Source organism: Fulvimarina fulva (assembly GCF_039652615.1).
Classification (GTDB): Bacteria; Pseudomonadota; Alphaproteobacteria; order Rhizobiales; family Rhizobiaceae; genus Fulvimarina.
The window spans coordinates 24,827-47,748 of sequence record NZ_JBDJAC010000005.1 but is presented as its reverse complement, the minus strand read 5'-3'; the positions used below and the strand labels follow the sequence as shown (position 1 = coordinate 47,748).

22 protein-coding genes and 1 pseudogene are annotated in these 22,922 nt (G+C 61.7%); 12 read left to right on the top strand and 11 right to left on the bottom strand.

What is annotated here, in order from left to right; genetic code table 11:
- Positions 1-28 precede the first annotated feature (28 nt).
- From hflK to ABDX79_RS08775, 6 genes and pseudogenes are all read left to right on the top strand, one after another.
- Entirely contained in the window at positions 29-1,231 is a 1,203-nt protein-coding gene (gene hflK, locus ABDX79_RS08800; RefSeq protein ID WP_346219911.1) for an FtsH protease activity modulator HflK, read from the top strand.
- Positions 1,228-2,103, top strand: a pseudogene (gene hflC / locus ABDX79_RS08795) (protease modulator HflC); the annotation flags it as partial. The gene hflK and the pseudogene hflC, both read left to right, overlap by 4 nt.
- Positions 2,104-2,384: 281 nt before the next feature.
- Positions 2,385-2,570, top strand: coding sequence for a DUF2065 domain-containing protein (locus ABDX79_RS08790; protein ID WP_346219910.1), 186 nt, complete (start codon positions 2,385-2,387; stop codon positions 2,568-2,570).
- Positions 2,571-2,879: 309 nt separating this feature from the next.
- Positions 2,880-4,760 (top strand): Do family serine endopeptidase, encoded by a 1,881-nt coding sequence (locus ABDX79_RS08785; RefSeq protein ID WP_346219909.1) that lies wholly within the window; start codon positions 2,880-2,882, stop codon positions 4,758-4,760.
- A 523-nt stretch (positions 4,761-5,283) separates the two neighbouring features.
- Positions 5,284-6,099, top strand: a complete 816-nt coding sequence (locus ABDX79_RS08780; RefSeq protein ID WP_346219908.1) for an outer membrane protein — start codon at positions 5,284-5,286, stop codon at positions 6,097-6,099.
- Between the two features lie 126 nt (positions 6,100-6,225).
- Positions 6,226-7,110, top strand: coding sequence for an SMP-30/gluconolactonase/LRE family protein (locus ABDX79_RS08775; protein ID WP_346219907.1), 885 nt, complete (start codon positions 6,226-6,228; stop codon positions 7,108-7,110).
- A gap of 46 nt (positions 7,111-7,156) precedes the next feature.
- On the opposite strand, the gene ABDX79_RS08770 is transcribed toward ABDX79_RS08775, so the two are convergent.
- Together ABDX79_RS08770 and ABDX79_RS08765 are read right to left on the bottom strand one after the other, a co-directional pair.
- Positions 7,157-7,621: a rhodanese-like domain-containing protein gene (locus tag ABDX79_RS08770; RefSeq protein WP_346219906.1), complete on the bottom strand. Its 465-nt coding sequence runs from the start codon at positions 7,619-7,621 to the stop codon at positions 7,157-7,159.
- Between the two features lie 132 nt (positions 7,622-7,753).
- The gene (locus tag ABDX79_RS08765; protein WP_346219905.1) at positions 7,754-8,605 is read right to left on the bottom strand and encodes an MBL fold metallo-hydrolase; all 852 of its coding nucleotides are present in this window, start codon (positions 8,603-8,605) and stop codon (positions 7,754-7,756) included.
- Positions 8,606-8,836: 231 nt separating this feature from the next.
- Here ABDX79_RS08765 and ABDX79_RS08760 point away from each other — a divergent pair, with 231 nt between their 5' ends.
- On the top strand, positions 8,837-9,274 hold the full coding sequence (locus ABDX79_RS08760) for a BLUF domain-containing protein (protein WP_346219904.1): 438 nt from the start codon (positions 8,837-8,839) through the stop codon (positions 9,272-9,274).
- 30 nt (positions 9,275-9,304) lie between these two features.
- On the opposite strand, the gene ABDX79_RS08755 is transcribed toward ABDX79_RS08760, so the two are convergent.
- Complete coding sequence (locus tag ABDX79_RS08755; protein WP_346219903.1) at positions 9,305-9,811, bottom strand: GFA family protein; 507 nt, start codon at positions 9,809-9,811, stop codon at positions 9,305-9,307.
- A gap of 118 nt (positions 9,812-9,929) precedes the next feature.
- Here ABDX79_RS08755 and ABDX79_RS08750 point away from each other — a divergent pair, with 118 nt between their 5' ends.
- Positions 9,930-10,679: a YebC/PmpR family DNA-binding transcriptional regulator gene (locus ABDX79_RS08750; RefSeq protein WP_346219902.1), complete on the top strand. Its 750-nt coding sequence runs from the start codon at positions 9,930-9,932 to the stop codon at positions 10,677-10,679.
- A 225-nt stretch (positions 10,680-10,904) separates the two neighbouring features.
- Here ABDX79_RS08750 and ABDX79_RS08745 read toward each other — a convergent pair whose 3' ends face one another.
- Positions 10,905-11,495: a Uma2 family endonuclease gene (locus tag ABDX79_RS08745; RefSeq protein WP_346219901.1), complete on the bottom strand. Its 591-nt coding sequence runs from the start codon at positions 11,493-11,495 to the stop codon at positions 10,905-10,907.
- Between the two features lie 241 nt (positions 11,496-11,736).
- Here ABDX79_RS08745 and ABDX79_RS19695 point away from each other — a divergent pair, with 241 nt between their 5' ends.
- Positions 11,737-12,279: a cell wall hydrolase gene (locus tag ABDX79_RS19695; protein ID WP_463671141.1), complete on the top strand. Its 543-nt coding sequence runs from the start codon at positions 11,737-11,739 to the stop codon at positions 12,277-12,279.
- On the opposite strand, the gene ABDX79_RS08735 is transcribed toward ABDX79_RS19695, so the two are convergent.
- The 3 genes from ABDX79_RS08735 to ABDX79_RS08725 all read right to left on the bottom strand — a co-directional run bounded on the left by ABDX79_RS08735 (position 12,232) and on the right by ABDX79_RS08725 (position 14,385).
- Positions 12,232-13,317, bottom strand: coding sequence for a serine hydrolase domain-containing protein (locus tag ABDX79_RS08735; RefSeq protein ID WP_346219900.1), 1,086 nt, complete (start codon positions 13,315-13,317; stop codon positions 12,232-12,234). The two genes, ABDX79_RS19695 and ABDX79_RS08735, sit on opposite strands and share 48 nt — an antisense overlap.
- Positions 13,318-13,579: 262 nt before the next feature.
- Positions 13,580-13,912, bottom strand: a complete 333-nt coding sequence (locus ABDX79_RS08730; protein ID WP_346219899.1) for a response regulator — start codon at positions 13,910-13,912, stop codon at positions 13,580-13,582.
- 218 nt (positions 13,913-14,130) lie between these two features.
- The gene (locus tag ABDX79_RS08725) at positions 14,131-14,385 is read right to left on the bottom strand and encodes a hypothetical protein (protein ID WP_346219898.1); all 255 of its coding nucleotides are present in this window, start codon (positions 14,383-14,385) and stop codon (positions 14,131-14,133) included.
- Positions 14,386-14,659: 274 nt separating this feature from the next.
- On the opposite strand from ABDX79_RS08725, the gene ABDX79_RS08720 reads away from it, so the two are divergent.
- Positions 14,660-15,157, top strand: a complete 498-nt coding sequence (locus tag ABDX79_RS08720) for a hypothetical protein (protein ID WP_346219897.1) — start codon at positions 14,660-14,662, stop codon at positions 15,155-15,157.
- Positions 15,158-15,236: 79 nt separating this feature from the next.
- On the opposite strand, the gene ABDX79_RS08715 is transcribed toward ABDX79_RS08720, so the two are convergent.
- From ABDX79_RS08715 to ABDX79_RS08700, 4 genes are all read right to left on the bottom strand, one after another.
- Entirely contained in the window at positions 15,237-15,548 is a 312-nt protein-coding gene (locus ABDX79_RS08715; RefSeq protein WP_346219896.1) for a polyhydroxyalkanoic acid system family protein, read from the bottom strand.
- Between the two features lie 153 nt (positions 15,549-15,701).
- Complete coding sequence (locus ABDX79_RS08710) at positions 15,702-17,084, bottom strand: DEAD/DEAH box helicase (protein ID WP_346219895.1); 1,383 nt, start codon at positions 17,082-17,084, stop codon at positions 15,702-15,704.
- 245 nt (positions 17,085-17,329) lie between these two features.
- Positions 17,330-18,493 carry a D-alanyl-D-alanine carboxypeptidase family protein gene (locus ABDX79_RS08705; RefSeq protein WP_346219894.1) on the bottom strand — a complete coding sequence of 388 codons (1,164 nt, stop codon included), beginning with the start codon at positions 18,491-18,493 and terminating at the stop codon, positions 17,330-17,332.
- Between the two features lie 184 nt (positions 18,494-18,677).
- Positions 18,678-19,775: a TraB/GumN family protein gene (locus tag ABDX79_RS08700; protein WP_346219893.1), complete on the bottom strand. Its 1,098-nt coding sequence runs from the start codon at positions 19,773-19,775 to the stop codon at positions 18,678-18,680.
- A gap of 347 nt (positions 19,776-20,122) precedes the next feature.
- Between ABDX79_RS08700 and ABDX79_RS08695 the strand changes: the two genes are divergently transcribed.
- Together ABDX79_RS08695 and ABDX79_RS08690 are read left to right on the top strand one after the other, a co-directional pair.
- Positions 20,123-21,646 carry a Do family serine endopeptidase gene (locus ABDX79_RS08695; protein WP_346219892.1) on the top strand — a complete coding sequence of 508 codons (1,524 nt, stop codon included), beginning with the start codon at positions 20,123-20,125 and terminating at the stop codon, positions 21,644-21,646.
- 598 nt (positions 21,647-22,244) lie between these two features.
- On the top strand, positions 22,245-22,922 hold the full coding sequence (locus ABDX79_RS08690) for a response regulator transcription factor (protein WP_346219891.1): 678 nt from the start codon (positions 22,245-22,247) through the stop codon (positions 22,920-22,922).

Below are 22,922 nucleotides of genomic sequence, written 5' to 3'. Positions count from 1 at the left end.
GCGCTTTTCATCAATTGAAAGGACTTCGATGCCTTGGAGCAATCAGACCGGTGGCGGCGGGAATAGTGGGGGCCCCTGGGGGCAGCGACCGCAAGGCCCGCGACCCGGCGGCGGTGGCAATAGCGGCGGCCCGAACAACAGCCCCGATCTAGAGGATATTCTGCGCCGTGGTGGCGATCGGCTGAAACGGGCGATGCCCGGTAGCGGCGGCCCGAGCGGCGGCGCTGGGGCGATCGTGGTGCTCGTCGTGGTCCTGCTCGGCATCGGCTGGCTTTTCAAATCCGTCTACACCGTCCAGCCGGACGAGGTCGGCGTCGAAATGCTGTTCGGAAAGCCCAAGCAGGAACTCGCCGAGCCCGGTCTGCACTTCATCTTCTGGCCGTTCGAGACCGTCGATACCGTTCCTGTCGTCGAGAGCCAGATCACCCTGGGCTCCAGCCAGCGGGGCGAAAACTCCGGCCTGATGCTGTCCGGCGACCAGAACATCGTGGATGTGCAGTTTGCCGTCCTTTATCAGGTCGACAATCCCCAGAACTTCCTCTTCAACGTTCAGGACCCCACCTCGATGGTGCAGCAGGTCTCTGAAAGCGCCATGCGTGAGGTCGTTGGGCGCCGTCCCGTGCAGGACGTCTTCCGTGACGATCGTGCCGGTATCGCCGACGAGGTTCGCGAAATCACGCAGCAGACACTGAACGAATACGGCACCGGCATTCGGATCAACGCAATCTCGATCGAGGACGCCGCGCCGCCTCCGCAGGTGGCAGATGCCTTCGACGAGGTGCAGCGTGCCGAGCAGGACGAGGATCGTTTCATCGAAGAGGCGAACCGTTATCGCAACCAGCAGCTCGGTCAGGCACGCGGTGAAGCGGCGCAGATCCGTGAAGACGCTGCGGCCTACAAGAGCCGTGTCGTTCAGGAGGCTGAAGGTGAGGCGCAGCGCTTCTCTTCCATTCTCGTGGAATATGAAAAGGCCCCGGACGTGACGCGCAAGCGTATGTTCCTCGAGACGATGGAGGGCGTTCTGCGCGACTCCAACAAGATCATTCTCGAGGGGAATGTCGGCGGCGAGCAAGGCGTGGTGCCGTACCTTCCGCTGAACGAATTGCAGCGCCAGAACGCCAATTCGAACCGCAATAACAGCAACGGCGGCAGTGGCGGCAACGGCACCACCGCTTCGGTTCCGCCAACCAGCGCGAACAGCCGTTCGGTGCCGGGAGGGCCCAATCGATGAATAAAATCTATGCCCTCATCGCCGTCATCGCGATCGCCGCGCTCGTGGCCTGGAACTCGATCTTCATCGTCAACGAGAAGGAGCAGGCCATCGTCCTGCGCTTCGGCGAGATCCAGCGGGTCGTGGACGAGCCCGGCCTGTACTTCAAAATGCCGTTCGGCTTTGCCGGGGCCGACACCGTGCAGATGCTTCCCGATCGGCTCCTGCGGTTCGATCTCGACGATATCCGCGTTCAGGTGTCAGGTGGTCGCTTCTACGTGGTGGACGCGTTCCTTGTCTATAATATCGCCGACGCCGCGCGCTTCCGGCAGGCCGTTTCGGGCTCGATACCTCAGGCAGAACAGCGTCTGCGCACCCGTCTCGATGCTGCGCTGCGTCGTGTCTACGGTCTTCGCGGCTTCGAGGCTGCGCTCTCCAACGAGCGTGGTGAGATGATGCGGCAGGTGCGCGACGAGATCATTCCCGATGCCCAGACCCTGGGTGTCGAAGTGGTCGATGTCCGAATTCGCCGAACCGATCTCACCGACGAGGTCTCCGAGCAGACTTATGAGCGTATGCAGGCCGAGCGTCTCGCCGAGGCCGAGCGTCTGCGCGCTCGCGGTCAGGTCGCGGCTCGTGAGATCCGCGCCGGTTCTGACCGTGAGGTTGTTGAAACGGTCGCATCTGCCCGCCGCGATGCGGAAATCCTGCAAGGTCAGGGTGATGCGGAGCGCAACCGCGTCTTTGGCGAGGCCTATGGTGCCGATCCGGAGTTCTTCAACTTCTACCGCTCCATGAGCGCCTATCGTCAGGCTCTCGAAAACTCCGGTACAACGCTGGTTCTGTCGCCTGATTCCGAGTTCTTCCGCTATTTCCAGAACGACGGTGGACAGTCTTCGAACGGCGGCAATCAGATCAGCCCCAGCGATCTGCCCGAGATCAACCTTCAGTCCTCGGGCAACAACGCGAACGGCGCAGCTGTCGGCAGTGATGGGGAGGCCTCATCCTCCACCAACGGGTCGGCAGCGTCTTCAGCCAATGGGTCGTCCGCCGGCGGTTCGACGACGCCGGCTGGCGGCACTTCTTCCGGTCAGCCAGCGCCAAATGGCGGTGGCGGAAACACCGGCGCCGCAACTGGCAATACGGCGGTAGCGCCTCAGGACAGTTCCGCTCAGTGACGGACTTCCTTACCGCCCTCGGTCTCCTTTTGGTGATCGAGGGCGTTGTCTATGCAGCCTTCCCATCTCTCGTGAAGCGCCTTGCCGCCGAGGCATCGCAATCACCTGAGCAGTCTTTGCGGATCGGCGGCCTTTGCGCTGCAATCATCGGGTTCGGCATCGTCTGGCTCCTGCGCCATTGATATCGTATCCGGCTGATCAAGCCGAGGACGGTATAGAAGCCCCAAGCGGCGCCGACACGTTTTCAAATCCGTGATCGCGAAACGATCAAGCGGATTTCATATAAGGCGGAGCCTCGCTGCCCCACTGCAGCGGCCCACACCCGCTTTGCACATTTGTTTGATGTCTCGATTGAAACCGGCCGGAACATTTCGCCCTACTTGCGCGATGAGCCTCCGGCGTGAAAGCTTGTGCTCTTGGCATAACGCGCCGACCGGCAGCGGCCTTGAGCCGACCCGGATGTCCGACGAGAACGGAAGACGACACCGCCGATGAAATCTCTCCTGCCGCGCCTTTTTCTCACCACCGCGCTGATGGCGTCATTCGCCGGGCCTCAAGGCCATGCGCAGACGCCCGATCAGGGTCAGGGCAGTGGGCAGAGCGATGCCGTCGAAGAGGGTGTGAGGACCCCGGATCTGCAACCGGAGGCGCAACCGGATGCCGTCCCGGAGATACCCGAAGCACCGGCCGATACACCATCCGAGCAGCCTTCTTCGGACAATCCCTCAGGCAATGGCGAAGCTCCCGAGACGGACAACCCCGCCGAGCCCTCGTCTCCGCAGCCCCCGGAAGAGACGCAGCCTTCGGAACCGAGTGCTCCCGAAGCCGAGGCGGAAGCGGTGGTTCCTGCCTTGCCTGCGCCGCCGGTCGAGGGAAGTGGAGGGACGACGGGTTCCGCTGCAGGAACCGTCAGTCAGTCGACCGTCACGCGGCCTTCATCTCGCCAGGGGCCGGAGTCGGTCTCCGAGCTTGCCGAGAGCCTGCTCGATGCCGTGGTGAACATCTCGACTTCCCAGCGGGTCGAGCGGCCCGGCGGTGGTATTCCGCCGCTCGAAGCGCCGGATGGATCGCCGCTTCAGGAGTTCTTCGACGATCTCCTGCGGGGCGACAACAATGAGAGCGGCCGCCGTGTTCAGTCCCTCGGCTCGGGCTTCGTCATCGATCCATCGGGCATCGTCGTGACCAACAATCACGTGATCCAGGACGCAGACGAGATCACCGTCAACTTCGCCGACGGCTCGCAACTCGATGCGGAGCTGGTCGGTCGCGACACGAAGACCGATCTCGCCGTCCTCAAGGTCAAATCCGACGAACCGCTCGCCTCCGTCGCGTTCGGCGATTCCGAGACGATCAAGATCGGCGACTGGGTCATGGCGATCGGCAATCCGTTCGGCCTTGGCGGTTCAGTCTCGCTCGGCATCGTTTCGGCGCGCGGCCGCAACATCAATGCCGGGCCATACGACAATTTCATCCAAACCGACGCGGCGATCAACCGAGGAAATTCCGGCGGGCCGCTGTTCGACATGGACGGCAATGTCGTCGGCATCAACACGGCGATCATCTCACCCACCGGGGGCTCGATCGGTATCGGCTTCTCGGTTCCGTCCAATCTCGCGATCAACGTGGTCAATCAGCTTCGCGAATTCGGCGAGACCCGTCGCGGCTGGCTCGGCATCCGCCTGTCCGCGGTCACGGACGATATCGCGAACGGCCTCGGCATCGGCGAGGCGCGCGGCGCGATCGTGGTCGGCACGATCGATGGCGGTCCGTCGGAAGGCGTGCTCAAGGCCGGCGACGTGATCACGTCCTTCGACGGCAAGGCGGTCGATTCATCCCGGGACCTTCCGCGTATCGTGGCGGAGACGCCGGTCGGAAAGGCGGTCGAGGTCGGGATCCTGCGCAAGACGTCTCGCGAGTCCGATGCCGAACCCATGACGGTGACCATCACGCTTGGCCGGCTCGAGGACGGAGAGCGGCAGCTCGAAGAGGAGCAGAACGGTAACGACGACGAGAATGCCGACGACGAGAGCGGGGCCAACCAGCCCGAAGAAGGCAGCGGCGAGAGCAGCGCGGTCGAGCCAGTTCTCGGTCTGACGCTCGGCGAGATTACCGAGGATGCCCGCTCCACATACGATCTGCCCGACGATGCCAAGGGTGTCCTCATCGAGAACGTGGCGGCGGGATCGAATGCGGCCGAGAAAGGCATCGAAGCCGGCATGCTCATTCGCGAGGTCGCCCAAGAGACGGTGTCGTCTGTGTCAGATGTCCAGGACAAGCTCGCCGAATTGCGACAGGATGGTCGGCGAAACGCCTTGTTGCTGATCGCCAAACCGGACGGCGATCTGCGATTTATCGTTCTGCCGCTCGACTGATACCGTATCCGGCTGATGACGTCGGGGACGGTATCGAAGCCGCAAGCGGCGCAGATACGTTTTCGCATTCATGATCGCGAGGCGGTCGGTGGATGTCCCGGACGGCACATCGCAGGATCTGAACGCGCCTTCGGCTGAGGTCATTCGCCCAGATGCCGGGCGTTGCAGCATGACAAGGGAGTCGGCAGCGAATGCCGGCTCCCTTGTCGTTTCGAAAGAAATAAAAGAGCCGGATCGACCGTTGAGAAATCACGCTTGCATCAAGTAAAGGTGAGGAGGACTTGAGGTGCTGTAGAAAAAATCAATTCCATCTGCATCTTTTTGAAAATTGCATCGTATCTTCACGCTTTCGTGCTGTTGCTTACTTGTAACATGCTGTTTTCTAAAGTCTTTTCGGGACGATTTCATCTTGCGGCACGGCCGCTTTCCCGTCAGGAATTGCGAGACTTGAACGGGACCTCTGCCGATAAATTCGGTGCCCCGCTTCACTCATCGCTCAATCCGGCAAGGGACATAGATCCATATGAAGCGCCTCCTTCTTTCGACCGCAGCCATTGCCATGATGACGGCACCCTCGCTCGCAGCGGACGTTATCTACGAAGAGCCAATGATGGCTCCGGCTCCCATGGCGATCGCGCCGGTCGCATCCGGCTGGACGGGACTTTACGTCGGTGTTCAGGCCGGCGGTGCGTTCAACCCCGAAGATCCGGACAATGTCGCACTGCGCACGAACGGTTTCGCGTTCGGTGGCTCGGCAATCCAGCGTGCTTTCGGCTCCAACTTCGACTCGAATTTCGATTCGAGCTTCATCGGCGGCGCGCATATCGGCTATGACTATCAGATCGACAGTGTCGTGCTCGGCGTCGTCGCTGATATCAACGCGATCGACGTGACCCGCTCATCGAATGCCGACTCCTCGACGCCGGCCTTCTATCGCACCAACCGCAATCTCGACTATCTGGGTACCGTTCGCGCCCGCGCCGGTTATCTCGTAACCCCGTCGGCTCTCGGCTACGTCACGGGTGGTCTCGCATATGGCGATGTCGACTACTCCTTCTCCACGAATTCGCCGGCTGTCATGGGAGCCAACCCGGCCGCGATCGTGATGGAAGACGAAGACAATGTCGGTTACACCGTGGGTGCCGGCATGGAGGTGAAGTTCACCGACAACATGTCCTTCGGTGCCGAATACCTCTACACCAACCTTGGTGGTGGCGGTTCCACGCGCCTGTCGGGTGGACCCTTCGCAGGCGGCGCCGGTGGATCGACCGATTTCGTCGTGGACGACGATTTCGACTTCCACACGATCCAGGCGAAGATCTCCTATAAGTTCAACTGATACCTGCTGGCCAATCCTGACCTGGACCCAGCACGAAACCGGCGTCGAAAGGCGCCGGTTTTTTCGTGCCTAGGGACCGATGCGCCGCTATCCTCGTTTCCAGAAGAAGCATGGGGAGGAAAAGCGATGACGGAAGATATGTTTGCGCGGGCCGTCGACGACCGCAATCTGGAGCTCGGCGAGGGGCCGAGCTACGATCCGCTGACGGATAAAGCCTATTGGTTCGATATCCTGGGCAAGACGCTTTACGAAATGGACTGCGGCAGCGAGGCCGTCACGGCATATTCCCTTCCGCGGATGGCAAGCGAGATCGCCGGCATCGATGCGGGCCGGCAGCTCGTCGCCATGGAAGACGGTTTCTACATTCGGGACCGCGCGAGCGGCGATCTTGAGCTCCACCTTCCCCTCGAAGCGGACAACCCGGATACGCGGTCGAACGATGGCGGCATCCATCCGGCCGGTGCGCTCTGGATCGGCACGATGAGCAAGAGCGGCGTGCGCGAGGCGGGTTCGATCTACCATTACCGCGCGGGCAAGGTGACGCGGCTCTTCGAGGGGATCTCGATCCCCAACGGCATTTGCTTTTCGGCCGATGGCGAAACCGGCTATTTCTGCGACACCGCCGTCAATCGCCTTATGCGCGTGGAACTCGACCCGAAAACCGGGCTCCCGACCGGGGAGCCGGAGGTCTTTCACGACCAGACTGGCGGGAAGGGCGCACTCGATGGCGCGTCGGTCGATGAGGCAGGCAATCTCTGGATCGCCCTGTGGGGGGCGAGCGGTGTCCTGGTCCTGACGCCGCAAGGTGAGGTTATCCGCACTGTCGAGATCCCGACGCGCCAGCCGACCTGCGCCGCCTTTATCGGGCGCTCGGCGGAACGGCTTCTCGTGACGACCGCCTGGGAGCACATGGAGCCTGAGCGCCGGGCGATCGACAAGAATGCCGGGAAGACCTTCATCCTCGAACCTGTTGCGCGCGGACGGCACGCACCGCCGGTCGTCATCGCGTGAGTGATGATGGCGACCGGCCGCGATAGGTCGAAGGCGAGCGAAACGTTCAGACCGCTTCGGCGAGGCCGCCCTCGGTTTCGGTGACGGAGGATGGCTCCTCACCCTTGGCCAGAAGGAACCCTTCGTCGAGCCAGCCGGTGATCCCACCGATCATTTCCTTCACGGGCCGGCCCAGTTTCGAGAGCCGGACGGCCGCCTTGTTCGCGCCATTGCAATGGGGCCCGGCGCAATAGACGATGAAGAGCATGTCCTCGTCCCATTCGCTCATCCGCCGTTCGGTGATCTTGCCATGGGGAAGATTGATCGCGCCGGGAACGTGGCCCTGCCGGTAAAGGGCGGGGCCACGGACGTCGAGCACCACGAAATCGGTCGCCTCTTGCCGAAGGCTTTCGTGGGTGTCCCAGCAATCGGTCTCGTAACGCAGCCGCCTGGAGAAATGATCGAGCGCCTCTTCGGCGGGGAGGGCGGGCACCGCCGCGACGGCACTTGGCGTTTTCTCGGTTTCGGACATCTCGGATCGTCTCCACGCATCGAGCTCTCACCTGTTTAGCTCGCTTCGATGGTTTTCTGAAACCAAAGCGATCATTGCTGCGTGAACTTCGCGTGCAGGAAATGCCGTGAGCGTCCAACTTTGGAGAAAAGTTCAAACCCCCTGAAGCACGATGACCGTCGGCTGGCGCGGCAGCGTCGTGGGGGAGACCGTGATGCTGCGTTCGCTGCTCCGTTCCACCGCGAAGTCCGGCATTACGTCCAGAAAGCGCTCGATCGGCCCGCGAAAGCGGTGCATCGGAAGAACGATCGAGGAGCGCAGCCGGTCTGCGATCTCGCCCATGCCGCGCTGGCTCATGGTCATGCCGCCATCGACCGGCACCATGAGAATGTCGAGCCGACCGATCGCCGAGAAGTCCTCGTCTGTCAGCTGGTGGTGGAGATGGCCGAGATGCCCGATACAAAGCCCCCCGGTCTCAAAAATGAAAATCGAGTTTCCGTCTGCTTCCATGCCGCCATAGGCGCGAATATCCGTTGGCACGTTGCGGACGTAGACATCGTCCTCGATCAGCCGATGGCGCGCCGGGCCTCCCGCCGGATTCCAGCCCTGCAGAACATGCTGGATCGAAGGATCGGGGTAGTTGGTGAAGTGACTGCCGTGAGCCTTGTTCATGGTCACGATGTCCGGAACGAACTCGCCCGAATACCCGGCATAATCCGTGGCGATCGTTACCCCGTTGGGCGTTTCGATCACATAGGTCGAATGGGTGATGTAGGTGATCGTCGTTTCGCCGATGGGTGGTCGGCTCTCGAACAGGCCGCGGCTCTGGCTGTCGAGCTGGGCAAACATCGCATCCGGAACGAGGCCGGCAATGGCGCGGCACTGGCTCGGCGGTTCGTCCAGCACCTGTCGATCATTTTCGCTCTGGGCCGCTGCCGGAAGGCAGCCGATGGCGAGCGGGACCAGAAAAGCGATGGTCGCGGCATTCGAGAACGACAAAGGCATCAGGGCGCTCACAAGGGTTCGACACTGACCAGAGCGGCATTCGCCGGAGACTGGAGCCCTTGGCGACGGCGCTTCGGCAAGCTTGACGAATTTTGAACCGATTGAAAGCTTTGCTCGCTTCAAAGTCGCGTTATTTCAAGCGCATGAAATAGGTGCGGCAGCGTCTGACGTCTTCGCCAGTCGGCTCGAGCCGCAACCCTGTCGTTCATCGCGGAAAGATTGGAGTGCTGCATGCCGATCCACCGGATTGCCTATTACTCGACACCGCAGCCGACGCTGACCAGCGACGATCTGGAGGCTATCGTGAAGGTCGCGCGGACGCGAAACGCCGAATTGAAGATCTCTGGCGTTCTCCTTCATGTCTTCGGTCAGTTCATCCAGCTTCTGGAGGGGCCGGCCGGCTCGATCGAGAGGGTGATGGAGGCGATCGTGCGCGACAATCGCCATTCCGACATCCATATCTTCCTGAAACAGTCCGGAGCCGTGCGCAGCTTCGAGCGCTGGGCGATGTGGTCCGACTATGTCGGTGGCGATCTGACCAGCGATGAGCAAAGAGAGCGCGAAGCGCTGCAGCAGGCCGCCTTGAAGGCATTGGCGGACATGGACCGCGAGGCCGTCATCAGTGCCCGTGCGGTCCCCGCGCCGGAGGCAATCCCGCCGGGCCGTTGAGTGTGCCCAATCTCGCGTGCTGCCCGGTCCTCACGCCATCGGCGTGCCGCCGGCTTCCAGCATCAGCCGCCAGCGCTCCTTGATTGCGGCGGATTTATCGTCGGGTTGCCGGGCATAGGCAAGCTCATCTGCGCCGATCACCACATAGGGCTGCTTGGACGAGACCCAGATATGTCCGGCCGGAACGAGCCATGAGGTGTCGTCCAGCGTTCCGGCCTTGATGTTGAGTCGGCCCGGATCGTTCTCGGATCTGTGCTGGATACGCACACCGCAGTCTGGACAGAAATCGCCAAACCGCCGTGTTCCGCTGTCCGACATACGCGAGATCGTCTTCAGGTTTCCGGTGACCGCGACCTCAGCCGGATCGCATCTGAGGCTCATTCCGAAGGCGCTCGACGTGTGGCGCTGGCATTCGGTGCAATGGCACAGGTAGAACGCCTGGGGAACGGCGCCGATCGCGTAGCGTATCGCGCCGCAGGAGCATCCGCCTTTCAACGGCAGGTCGGGCAGGGTCACGGGCTTGATGGGGTTCGCCAAAGGCTTTTCCTCTTCTTTGCGTTGCGCGTGCCCAATGCCGGCGGGTTATGGACGTGCCGCTTCATATTTTTTATATGAAGGGCACTTTCAGACATTCCAGCCTTATGACGGGGTCCCGATGGCCGGCCATTCACAGTTCAAGAACATCATGCACCGCAAGGGTCGGCAGGACGCCGTCCGCTCCAAGATGTTCTCCAAACTCGCGCGCGAAATCACCGTTGCGGCAAAATCCGGCCTGCCCGATCCCGATATGAACCCGCGCCTCCGCCTTGCCGTGAACAACGCCAAGGCCCAGTCCATGCCGAAGGACAATATCGAGCGGGCGATCAAGAAGGCCTCAGGCGGCGATTCGGAAAATTACGAAGAGGTTCGCTACGAGGGCTATGGCCCGGCGGGCGTTGCCGTCATCGTCGAGGCGCTGACCGACAACCGCAATCGCACCGCCTCGAATGTCCGCTCCTATTTCACCAAGTCCGGCGGTTCGCTCGGCGAGACCGGTTCGGTCGCCTTCATGTTCGATCATGTGGGCGAGATCGTCTATCCGGCCTCGGTCGGCGAGCCGGACGCCGTTCTGGAAGCGGCGATCCTGGCGGGCGGCGACGACGTGATCTCCGACGCGGAGAACCACGTCATCATCACCGCCTTCGAGGACATCAACGATGTTTCCAAGGCGCTGGAAGAGTCCCTTGGCGAGGCGATGAGCGTGAAGGCGATCTGGCGCCCGCAGACCAATGCGCCGGTCGATGAGGAAAAGGCCCAGAGCGTGATGCGTCTGATCGACAATCTCGACGACGACGACGATGTCCAGAACGTCTACGCCAATTACGAGGTCGACGAAGAGACCATGGCGAAGTTGTCCGCTGCTTGAGGACTTTCGCATCGGACCGAATAGTGGGCGCCGTTTTTCGGAAAATTCGGTGTGAAATCAATAAATGGAAGCATGGGGCTCGCTTCCAGAATCGGGCCCTATGCTGACCAACCTGCGGAAGCGCCCTGCGACAACTGCTCGATCGATGCGCGAAGCAGGACGCGAACGAAGCTTAACCGCGAAATAGGGGCGCTGAGCCCGGTTGAACCGCCTGGGCGCGCCCTATCACGGTTTCCCGGACCGGCCGACCTCGGTGTCCTCGTAAATCTCGTCGAGTGTCAGGTCGCAGCCGATCTCCGGTAGTTCGACGACGCCGTCGAGTGTCTCCACGATCTCCGAAGCCCAGGCGTTTTCGCCGCGCCGCCAGACGATGATCTCGGCGCTTTGGGACGCGATGAGAAGAACCACCCAAACGCTCTCGTTGGTCTTGTATTCCTCGACTTTCCGAAAACGGTCGAACGCCATGGTCGAGGGCGAGAGGACTTCGACGAGCACGCGGGGTTCTTCGGTTCGCATGGCTGTGTCAGGCCCTCGGTGACAATCCACGATGACGTCGGGACGACGGATATTTCCATTCGGGTTGATGACGGTGAGATCGTCGGTATGCGGTCGACAGGGCTTTCCACGAAGCTTCTGTCTCAGTGCCGCCAGAACATTGACCGTGATGATATCGTGTCGTTTGGATGCTCCCGTCATGGCTTTGGCTGGCAGGGCAGGTATGCCGTCGACGAGTTCGTGATTCTTGTCCTGCGTGAGCTGCCACTCGAAGAATTCGTCCGGCGTCATGCGGTGCGGTGTCGTGCGGGCTTCGCGCATTTGCGGCTCCGATAAACAGAGTTCGATCATAGTCCGATCTTGCTGAAGGTGCCATGCATGATCGGCGCTGGGCGGCTCTCTCCTGTCGATCGCTCTGCGTTGTTGAGGCATATAGGCCGAAGACTGGTTCGCGCGCCGTAATTTACCAGCTCGTCCGCGGTTAACCATTTCTTTCAACGGATGATTCATTGCGAGATGTCACCGTAGACGGATGTTGTTTTTCCGTTCGAGGAGCGCTGCGATGCGCATCCCATACAAGACGTCCGCCGCGCTGCTTACGCTTCTGTCGCTGTCTGGCTGCGCGTCCTTCGGCCCGCGAATGAGCGCCCAGGAATGCATGGCGAGAGCCATGTATTTCGAGTCCAACCGGTCGAGTGAAGAGGGCATGGTTGCCGTCGGCACGGTGGTCATGAACCGGGTGGAGTCCCCAAAATTCCCCAATTCGGTCTGCGCTGTCGTCGGCCAGAAGAACCAGTTCGCGCCGGGTGTTCTCACCAAGCGGATGGACAAGGGGCGCGATCTCGCCTTCAAGGCCGCCGACATGGTCCTGGGCGGCACCCGCCACGGCTGGGTGGGCGATCATGCCATGTTCTTCCACACCTATGGCTACAGCTTTCCCTACAAGAACATGCACTACGTGGCGATTCTCGGCGGAAACTCGTTCTACGAGAAGCGGCGCGATGCCTGGATGACGCAGGACATGGTCGCCGAACGCCAGCGTGAGGCACGCAATCGCTCAAAGGACGGGTTCTTCAGCTTCCTCGACCCGTTCGATCTCTTCTGATGCGGCCTGCTGCCCGCGCACCGCAGGGATGATCTCTTCGCCGATAAGCCTGTGCAGGTCGCGAACATAGCCTGATCCGCCCGAGGGCCGTGTCTCGTCCGAGGTAATTGCAACGGTAAGGTCGAGATCCGGCACCACATAGATCATCTGGCCGCCATAGCCCCAGCCATAGGCGACCTCTTCGCCGCCAAACCCATCGATGAACCAGCCATAACCGTAGCGGCCGTCATGCCAGCGCGAGACCGTCCGCTCGGTCCAGGATGTCGCGATCCAGTCTTCCGGGATGATTTCTTCGCCGTTTTCGGTTCGTCCGTCGTTTCGATAAAGTTCGCCGAAGGCCAGAAGCGAACGCGGCGTCATCGCCATCTGGTTTCCACCGAGATAGATCCCTTGCGGATCGCGCTCCCAACTGGTGATCCGCACACCCGCCGGCCCCAGCCAGTCATTGGCGAGGTCCAGGGTGGAGCGGCCGGTCTCGCGGGTCAGGATTGCCGAGAGAAGATGGGTTGACCCCGTGGAATAGAGCATCCGGCCACCGGGATCGGTCTCGAACGGGCGGGCGAGGGCGTTTTCCACCCAGTCGCGGCTCGCGATCCACCCACCGTAATTGCCGCCAGAGGTGCGCTCCAGCCCGGCCTGCATGGACAGGAGATTGCCGATCGTGATGTCGAAGATACGCGGATCGGGATCGTCCGGCAGCTTGTTCTTGAGAAGGGGCGCGATCGTCTGGTCAGGTCCTTCGAGGAAACCCTTTTCGATCGCGATACCGACAAGCGCGGAGATAATCGATTTCGACGCGGATTTGATGTTCTCCGGTCGGTCCGGCGAATGGCCGGAAAAGCCCTCGGCAACCACGGTCTCCCCGTCGATCGCGATCAAGAGCGTCTCGATCGTCTCGAAACTACCGGCCCGTTCGATCGCGTTTCGGAAATCGACCTTGTCCCGCGCGACCGCATGATCGATTGAGGATACGGCGATTGCAAGCCCGATAACCGGGACCGCAGATCGGATAACGATTGATCTGTAGACATTGGCCATCAGTCGATAATGGCGATTGGCCGAGATGCTTGAAAGGCGTTCACCGAATGATGAACTGGACCTGATTGCAAGCAGCGCGCGGTGTCGATCTTCTTCGTTCAATCGAGATGGCATTCGATCGAATCGAGCGCCGCGCTCATTCAGGGGCCTGCGTCATGCAGGATGCGGGCGGAAACGGTGCTTGCGTTTCCTCATCCCATAACAAAAACGCCGCAACATCTCCGGGATGCGCGGCGTTCGAGAAACGGGCCGACAGGCAAGATCAGGGAAGGATAGCCTGAATCTGCGACAGCTCGAACGGCTTCTTTACATGCGGCACCTTTCTGTACTTCGACGGCAACCGATCGACGGCGCTCGAAACGAAGCAGAATGGCACCTGCGCCTGTGCAAGCCGGCGGGCGATCGGCAGCGAGGTTTCGTGCTTGCCTTCAAGCCTGACATCCAGGAGGGCGAAATCGACACCGCCTTCGCCAAGATATTCTTCCGCCTCGGCCACCGTATGGGCGAGACAAACGTCCGCACCGCATTCTTCGCGAACTGTATCCTCAAGATCGAGGGCGATCAGAGGTTCGTCTTCCAAGATCAGAATACGCATCTGTCCGGCTCCCTTCATTTCCCAATCAATGGTTGGTCGGGCAACAGGTTGCGTGCGATCGGATATATTTTTAGCGAATGCCGCAAATTTTCATGAACACTTGGCTTCAGAAGACGAGTTCTGAACGACACTGTCTTGCCACAAATGAGATACGCATAATCGCGGCGTCGCGAGCCATCCGTGGCGGAAAGCCGGTGCCGACTTTTCGGCTCGATAGTTTATGCGGCGTAGTAGCGGCCGGAAAGCCGGGCCCTGTCCGCGCGCCCGATGGCCTCGGCCGGTCCGGTAAACCGCAGGCCGAGTTCGTCGCGAACATGCCAGACGACCGCCGCCGGGCGAAGCGTTTCCTCGCCTTCGTCAAAGAGCAGCAAGATCGCGGGAACCGGCCCGTCCCCATATCGTCTCACGCGAACCCCGCCCTCGGAGAGGTTGATGGCCGATCCGTCCTCGATGAAGCGCTTGCCGCGCGTCACGAGCTTGATCGGCCGCAGCCGCGTGCGACGGCGGCTCTCAATTCTCTTTTCTACCGTGGGACGGACGGGTGAGGGTACGGACATGGCGAAAAGACTAGGCGAGGCGTCGTGAAACAAGCGTTAAGAGCAGCCGATCCGCCGTACGGGACTCGACCCACACCAAGCTTGTGGGAACCTTTCCTTAAAGCTCGCCATGGCATTGTTCCACACAAGGCACACCCGGTGCGTTTTTCCGGGATTGCTGAATTGTGGCAACGAAAGTTCCGAGTGAGCCATGAGTACGACAGATCGCGCGTCATTTGCGAATGCCGACCACCTTGCCCCAATCAGGCGCTCCGAGGACAGTGGGTCCGACGGTATCGTCCGCGTTATTTCGTTGAGCGTCTTTTCGCTGTCGATCGCATTTTTCTCGGTCGTGACGACGATTTCCTACTTCGATCCCGATTTCTTCGAGCGAATGCTGATTGCCGATATCGAAAAGGTTTCGATCGATCCCATCATGACGGGATCGACGAAAAAGGCCACCGAGGAAATCCACGTGGATGCGATGCCGGCCGAGCGTGTGGTCCGCCGACACGAACTTCAGCCCCAGGACTTTGCCATCGTGATGGTGTTCGGTCAGGAGGCGCATCTGGCCTCGCCAGGCGAACTCTGGCGGGTGAAACCGGGTATGATCGTACCGGGCCTCGGCAAGGTTCTCTCGATCGAGGAGTCGGAGAACGGCGGAACCATCAAGACGGAAAAGGCCGTGCTGCAGGGACTTCCCAGATAATGACGCTCACCTGGGCAATGCGCGGATTGTAGACCGTCCGGCCATTTGAGCCAGACCCCGCCTCGCAAGGCCCGCGCCTTTATTTCTTTTCCAGAAGGACCTGGCCTTCCTTGCGGAGGCGGCCTTTCAGCTTTTCGGCGATCGATGCGAGGATCATCGGCAGGTCGACCTCGACGTGAACCTGTTCGTCGAGAATATCGAGCCGTCCCGTGACCGACTGGCCCATGACCCGCGCACGGAAATCGAGATGGTCGCCGGTCCAGGTGTCCTCGAACTTCACCATGCCGCCCATCATGTCCTGGCGCAGCTTGGCAAAGCCCTCGTCGATCCGCTGACGGGCGGCGGCGCGCCCAAGCTTGTGCGGGATGTCGACCTTGATCGTTTCGGCCATCAATCTCTCCGTTATGTATCTTCAAATGCGATATGGCGATTGAAGGGGGCTGCCGCAATCGACTGCGGTTCCGGCGTTTCTCTTTCCAGACAAACAAAAGCCGGACCCGAGGGCCCGGCTTTCTCTATTCCTGAGTTGTCCGCTTGAGCAGGCTCAGGCGTTTGCGGCCTTTCGGTCGCCAGAGCGGCGGGGCCGCCTTGGCTTGCCCGAGGGACGCTGGGATGAGGACTTTCCGCCGTCGCCACCACCGGCGCTGTGCCGCTTTGCAGCGCCACCCGGCCGGCCGCCACCTCCGCTTCCGCTCTTTCCACGATTGCGCGGCCGGCCGTTGCGGGCCGGCTGGCCGCGATGGCCGCGACGCTTGCCGTCGTCCGCATCGGCTTCATCGACGGGCATGTTCTGCATGTAGTCCGTCGGCTGCGGCGTCAGGTCGATGCCGGTCAGCTTGACGATCTGCTTCAGCTTCGCGCGCTCGCTCGGATCGACGAGCGCGATTGCCTGACCCGAACGTCCGGCCCGGGCCGTACGACCGATCCGGTGAACGTAGCTCTCCGGCTCTTCCGGCAGATCGAAGTTCACCACATGGCTAATGTCGTCGACATGGATGCCGCGCGCGACGATGTCGGTTGCGACGAGAACGTCGATTTCACCGTCCTGAAAAGCACCGAGCGCTTTCTGGCGCGCCGACTGGCTCTTGTTGCCATGGATCGCGAGCGCCTGGATGCCGGCCTTTTCGAGATCCGTCGTCAGTCGGTTCGCACCGTGCTTGGTACGGGTGAAAACGACAATGCGGCCCGTCTCGTTTTTCGAGACGAAGTCGATCAGCCAGTGCTTCTTGGCCTTCTGCGGCACGAGGAAGACGCTCTGGGCGATCTTTTCCACCGTCACCACTTCTGGCGTCACCGACACCTTCTGCGGATTCGTCAGGATCTTCTTGGACAGATCCTCGATCGGCTTGGGCATGGTCGCCGAGAACAGCATGGACTGGCGATCGCTGGGGCACTTGCCGACGATCTTCATGACGTCGCGTACGAAGCCCATGTCGAGCATCCGGTCCGCTTCGTCGAGGATCAGGTGCCGGGTCTCGCGCAGATCGATCGCGCGCTGCTCGATCAGATCGAGGAGGCGGCCGGGTGTCGCGACCAGAATGTCGACGCCGCGCGACAGGGCCTGGATCTGCGGGCGAACCGAAACGCCGCCGAAGACGACGCAATGGGAAATCGGCGTGCCTTCGGACAGCTCGGCGATCGTCTCGGCGATCTGGACCGCGAGCTCGCGGGTCGGCGAGAGGATCAGGGCCTTGGCGGTGCGGGTCGTCGGCTTGCCACCGGCGGTCATCAGATGATGCAGGAGCGGGAGCGAGAATGCCGCCGTCTTGCCGGTGCCGGTCTGGGCGATGCCCAGCATATCCCGCCCGTCCAGGGCGTAAGGGATCGCCCGCTCCTGAATCGGAGTGGGATTGGTGAGTTCGAGGCGCGCCAAAGCGCGCGTCAGAGGCTCGGCGAGGCCGAACCCGTCAAATGTCGTGGAGGTCAATAAGATGCCTTGAAGTGGTGCAGCCGTAGGTCAGGCCGCGATAAGCCCGGTCCTCCTTCGCGCAGAGAAGGGAAACGGAGGGCCGTGCCGAAAGCTCCGAGCCGTCCTGTCAGACGAAAGAGGCTTCCGAGGCGCGAGCCGGCTTTTTCGAACGTTGGATGTTCGTGGCCCGGCGGGCGCTGCGCTTTCACGGCGCGATGACGTGCATATCGGCGTTCAGCGCCCCGCGGTCAAGCCCGTTCCTGTTATTGTGTCTCCGAAGACTGCCAGGTGAAGTGTTCGGAGACCGAACCCAGGATACGGGAAAAGAAGCCTGACTGCTCGACCGCCGATGCGGCCTGAAGCGGGATTTCCCGTATGGTGACGTCGCCGCGCTTGATCTGAAGCCAGCCGAGGCGCTGCCCCTCCGCGACCGGTGCTTCCACAGGGCCGTTGTCGACGACGACGCGCCGCGCGTCGCTGAGGCTGCCGGTCGGCACGAGAAGGGAGACCCGCTCGGGAGAGAGCAGGGGGACTTCCTCGAGCTCTCCGCCGCGCACCGCAACGGTCGCGACGGTCTCCCCCTCTTCGGCAAGGGTCACTTCCTCGAAGTCCTGAAGGCCGAACTCCATCATCCGCTGCGATTCGCGCGCTCTCTCGCTCGCCGAGTCCATTCGCGAGAGCGCGAAGACGATCCGCCGGCCGTCGTCTTTGGCGGATGCGACGAGACCGTAGCCGGCGGCCTGGGTGTGACCGGTCTTGAGACCGTCGGCCCCGAGGGAGAGAAGCGGGTTCCGGTTGTTCTGCGTAATGCCGTTATAGGTGAAGGACGTCTGGGAAAAGGTCGGATATTCGTCCGGATAGTCGCGGATCAGATGCTCGGCGAGCGTGACGAGATCGCGCATGGTGACGCGGCTGTCGGGATGGGGCAGTCCAGAGGAATTGCCGAAGCGCGAATGGGTGAGCCCGATCTCCCGGGCGCGCTCGTTCATCTTTTCCGCAAAGGCGTCGACCGAGCCAGACATGCCTTCGGCAATCACGATCGTCGCGTCGTTGCCCGACTGGATGATGATACCCTTGATGAGGTCGTCGACGCTCACCTCTTCGCCCAGCGGCAGGAACATGGTGGAACCGCCGGAACTCGCGCCCCCGGTCCGCCAGGCGTTCTCGGACACCTTTAAGGTCTGGTCGCGGGTGATCGTGCCCTTTTCCAGTTCGTGGAAAACGACCGCGATGGTCATCAGCTTTGCGAGAGAGGCGGGTTCGATCTCCAGATCGGCGTTTTTTTCGAAGAGAACATTGCCCGTCGAAAAATCCTTCATGAAGGCTGTCGGCGCGCTGGTCTCGAACGCCGCCGACAACGAGGTCGCGGCAAGGAGGAGGGAAGTGGCGCACAGGGTCAGCCTGATCGGGCGCACGAAAAGCGTCATTCTCGGTGCCTCTCATCTGTCGATCTGGCAATGGGCCGCATGGTTCGGGCCTTCGATTGAAGCTGGATCGGGGTTTGAGCGCCAATTCGAGCGCTTTTTCAAGGATAAGACGTTTTCACGGGGTTTGCGAAGCCGAAGGGCGCGAATATCGCGTCGAAGCTGCGCATCCAGGTCCTTCTGTGGCCTATTCGACCCGGTCGACCCGCGTCACCGTCCAGTCTTTCTCACGCAAGCCGTTCACGATCCCTGTCTCTCCGATCAGATGCAGCGCGCCCACGGCAACGAAGCTGTTGCCCTCTTCGAGGAAGGGGATCATCCGCTCGGTCATCAGGAGATTTCGGTTGTCCAGAATAGCGTCTTCGAAGGCGGCGAAGGTCGCGTTGCCGCCGACGAGGGACTCCGCATTGGGAAACAGCGCCTGAAGGGTCGGCATGATGGCGCCCGTCTGTTCATCGACATAGAGCCCCACCATCGTCTCCATCATGTCGTTGACGACGTCGATATGTTCCATTGCCGAGACCAGCTGCACGACCTGCGTATCGATCGGCATGGAGGACAGGACCGACAGCTGTTCCTGCACGGTTTCGAGACCGAGGACCTCCTGTCCGTCGGCCAGGGCGCGCTTCGCGATTTCAGGGTCGAGCGAAGCCGATGGATCGTCCTGGGGAAGCGCAGGGCAATCGGGCATCGCCATGCTCGCGCTGATGAACCAGGGCTGCATCTTGTTCATTGCCGAGATCGGCACGGATTTCTTCGCCAGAGCGTCCGAGACGGTCTTGTAGTCCTCGGCAGACAAAATGCTGTCGAGCGTCTCGTCCCCCGGAAGCATCATGATGTCCGGCATCGAGAACATGATCCCGGCCATCGCGGTCGGATCGGCGATCTCGGCGAGTTCGAGCACGGTTCGATCGGCGTTGTCGATCGCCTCCGCGACGTTTTTGGGGAGCGTGACCACACGCGGATCGGGCAGGTGGATCGTGCCGAGGAGATAGGAGGGTTCGACACCCTCTTTTTCGATCTTCCAGAAAAGGCCTTCACCCGCGATCGTCTCGCTCGTCGTTTCGGCGATCGCCTCCTTCTGTTCTTTCGAAAGCGTCGAGCGCAGATCCTTGCCGCAGGAAGCGAGCGTCGTTTCGGGCGCGATATCCTTGCCCTTTGCCGCCGCCGGTCCGGCGAGCGCACCGATCAGGAGGAGAGCGAGGAGGACGAGAGGAAGGCTGAGGGCGACGGCATAGAGCCGATCGCAGAGGGCATCGGCTTTGGCGATGACAGCGTCGCGCATTTCAATCTCGCTTCCGTCGCGTGTTCGAGGTCGTTCCCCGTCTTCTAGGTCAAAGGTCTAAAGCTTTGTTTGACCCGGGCCGCGTGTGAGACGAGGACGGCGATCCGCGATCGATAGCCTTTCCAAATTGTTGAGAGTGCGAGGGTTTCGATTCGGGAGAGCCACCCTTCTTCATGGGGGTGCTGATGAGAAGAACTCGCGCGACCGGTTCATCTCGCCAGCTTACGAAAATTTCACCCACTCGAAAACGCGCTGTAATCTTGCCGGTGGCATCTTGCGAGGCATCGGCGGGTCGAGCGGTGCTTGCCTCGCCAGACCATCTACAATCAATAACAGCTGGAGATCCGATGCGGACCGAGACAACCCCAAAGCCCAAGCGTAACAAGTTCTTCGCAGCCGTTCTCGCAGCCGGCGTCGCCGGTAGCGCGCTTTCGGTCGGAATTCTGGCCAATGCGCCAGCCGTCTACGCCGACCCGGTAAAGGTCGACGCCCCACAGCAGAGCTTCGGCTTTGCAGACGTCGTCTCGAAGGTATCCCCGGCCGTCGTTTCGGTGCGCGTCACGCAAGCCGCAGAGCCCGCCGCCGATCTCGGTGGGATGGCGAGCCCATTCGAAAATCTTCCCGAAGATCATCCGCTCCGCCGCTTCTTCGGCTCGCCCGATGGCAACCAGATGCCGCGTGGTCTCAATCCCCGCCAGCGCCGTGATCGTCCCTCGATCGGCCAGGGTTCGGGCTTCTTCATCTCCGACGACGGTTATGTCGTCACCAACAACCACGTCGTCGACAACGGTTCGAACTACACCGTGGTGATGGACGACGGGTCCGAATACGACGCCAAGCTGATCGGCACCGACGAGCGGACGGATCTTGCGCTTCTCAAGGTCGACGCGAAGAACACCAAGTTCACCTACGTAGAGTTTGGCGACGACAACGCCACGCGGGTCGGCGACTGGGTCGTTGCGGTCGGCAATCCCTTCGGTCTCGGCGGTTCGGTGACGGCCGGCATCATCTCCGCGCGCGGCCGCGATATCGGGGCTGGCCCCTATGACGATTTCCTGCAGATCGACGCGGCGGTGAATCGCGGCAATTCCGGTGGCCCGGCTTTCGGCCTCGATGGCAAGGTCATCGGCGTCAACACCGCGATCTTCTCGCCATCGGGCGGCAATGTGGGCATCGCCTTCGCGATTCCCGCCTCCGTTGCCAAGGATGTCGTCAAGTCCCTGCGTGACAACGGTACCGTCCAGCGAGGCTGGCTCGGCGTCCAGATCGGCGAGGTCTCCGAAGATATCGCCGAGGCCCTCGGCCTGTCCGATGCCCAAGGTGCGATCGTCACGCTGCCGGACAACGAGACGCCTGCTTCGAAGGCCGGCATCAAGACCGGCGACGTGATCACCGGCGTCAACGGCGAAGCGGTCGAAAGCCCGCGTGAACTGGCCCGGATGATCGCGAACTACAGTCCTGGCACCGAGGTCGAGATCACCGTCTTCCGGGACGGCGAGAGCGAGACCATCGATGTCACCCTCGGCAATCTCAACTCCCTCGACGAGGCCGCCTCGCTCGATACCCCCCGCGGGCAGAGCTCCCCTGTCGATCCATCCGCCCTGTCGGGATACGGCATGACCGTGACCCCGTCGGAAGATGGTCAGGGCGTCGTCGTCACGGATGTCGATCCGGACTCTTCGGCCGCCGAGAAGGGGTTTGAGGCCGGTGACACGATCGTCGCGGTAAACGGGACGAACGTCACGTCCCAGAGTGAGGTGAGCAAGGCCATCGAGGCTGCGTCCGCGAACGGTCGTCGCGCCGCTCTCTTCCAGCTTCGCAACGCCGACGGCCAGAACCGCTTCGTCGCCCTTCCGATCGAGAAGAGCTGAGGCGAAAGGCCCGGCGATCGGGCCTGAGACCGGCGGACCTTCGACAACACGTTGTCGAAGGTCCGCCAACGGATAGAGCGGCATTCAAGCCCCTCCCATCTCGCGCGTGTTTCCCCTCTCCGCGCGAAACGCGAACGCCGGGTCCCCTCCCGACGTTCGCACTCCGTTTCGGTTCGATCGCTGCATCCCCAGGGCACAGCGCGGCCTTAGACGTTCGAACCGTTAGCGCTTCGAAGGGGCTTGGAGACTCGCTAGCGTATCCTGTCTCCTGTTTTCGAAGCGCGGGCGGCTGCGCGTGACGCCTCCAGGCTCCGTGTATGCGCGCCGCCGCCCCCTCATATCTGATCCGTTCAATCGCCTCGCGATGACGGATTTCAAAGGCGCTGACGCGCTGCGCGGGCTTTGATGCGAGAAGCCGTCTGGATCGGCCGGTCTCTCCCGTGGCATCTGCTTGCCGAACCGGAAGGAACTCTGGTCGATCCGGGGTTGGAATTCTATGAATGGACATCATCCTATAGGACGGCAGATTGAAGCGCTTCGCGATGACGCGGAGCCGCCGGTTTCCGACACGCGGGAACCAGGACGAAGCAGCGGCGCTATGCGAATTTTGATCATCGAAGACGACCGGGAGACGGCCTCCTACCTGACGAAAGCGCTGAAGGAGGCCGGCCATGTCGCCGACCACGCGGGCGATGGCGAGACAGGCCTCCACATGGCCGAAGGACGCGAATACGATCTTCTCATCGTCGATCGAATGCTGCCGAAGCGCGACGGCCTCTCCGTCATTGCCGATCTGCGCAAGAGCGGCAGCCATACGCCGGCTCTCATCCTTTCCGCCCTCGGTCAGGTCGATGACCGGGTCGAAGGCCTGAAGGCCGGCGGCGACGACTATCTGACCAAGCCCTACGCAATGTCGGAACTCCTGGCCCGTGCCGAAGTGCTCGGTCGGCGCCGTGCGACGGGCGAGGTGGAGACGAGCTACCAGGTTGGCGATCTCGAGCTCGATCGCCTGTCCCATGAAGTGCGCCGGGCCGGGAAACCGATCATTCTCCAGCCGCGCGAGTTCCGCCTGCTTGAATATCTGATGAAGCATGCCGGTCAGGTCGTCACGCGCACCATGCTTTTGGAAAATGTCTGGGACTATCACTTCGACCCGCAGACCAATGTGATCGACGTTCATATCTCGCGCCTGCGCTCGAAGATCGAGCGCGAATTCGACGGGCCGCTGCTCCACACCGTCCGTGGCTCCGGCTACATCATGCGCGCCGGCGGCTGA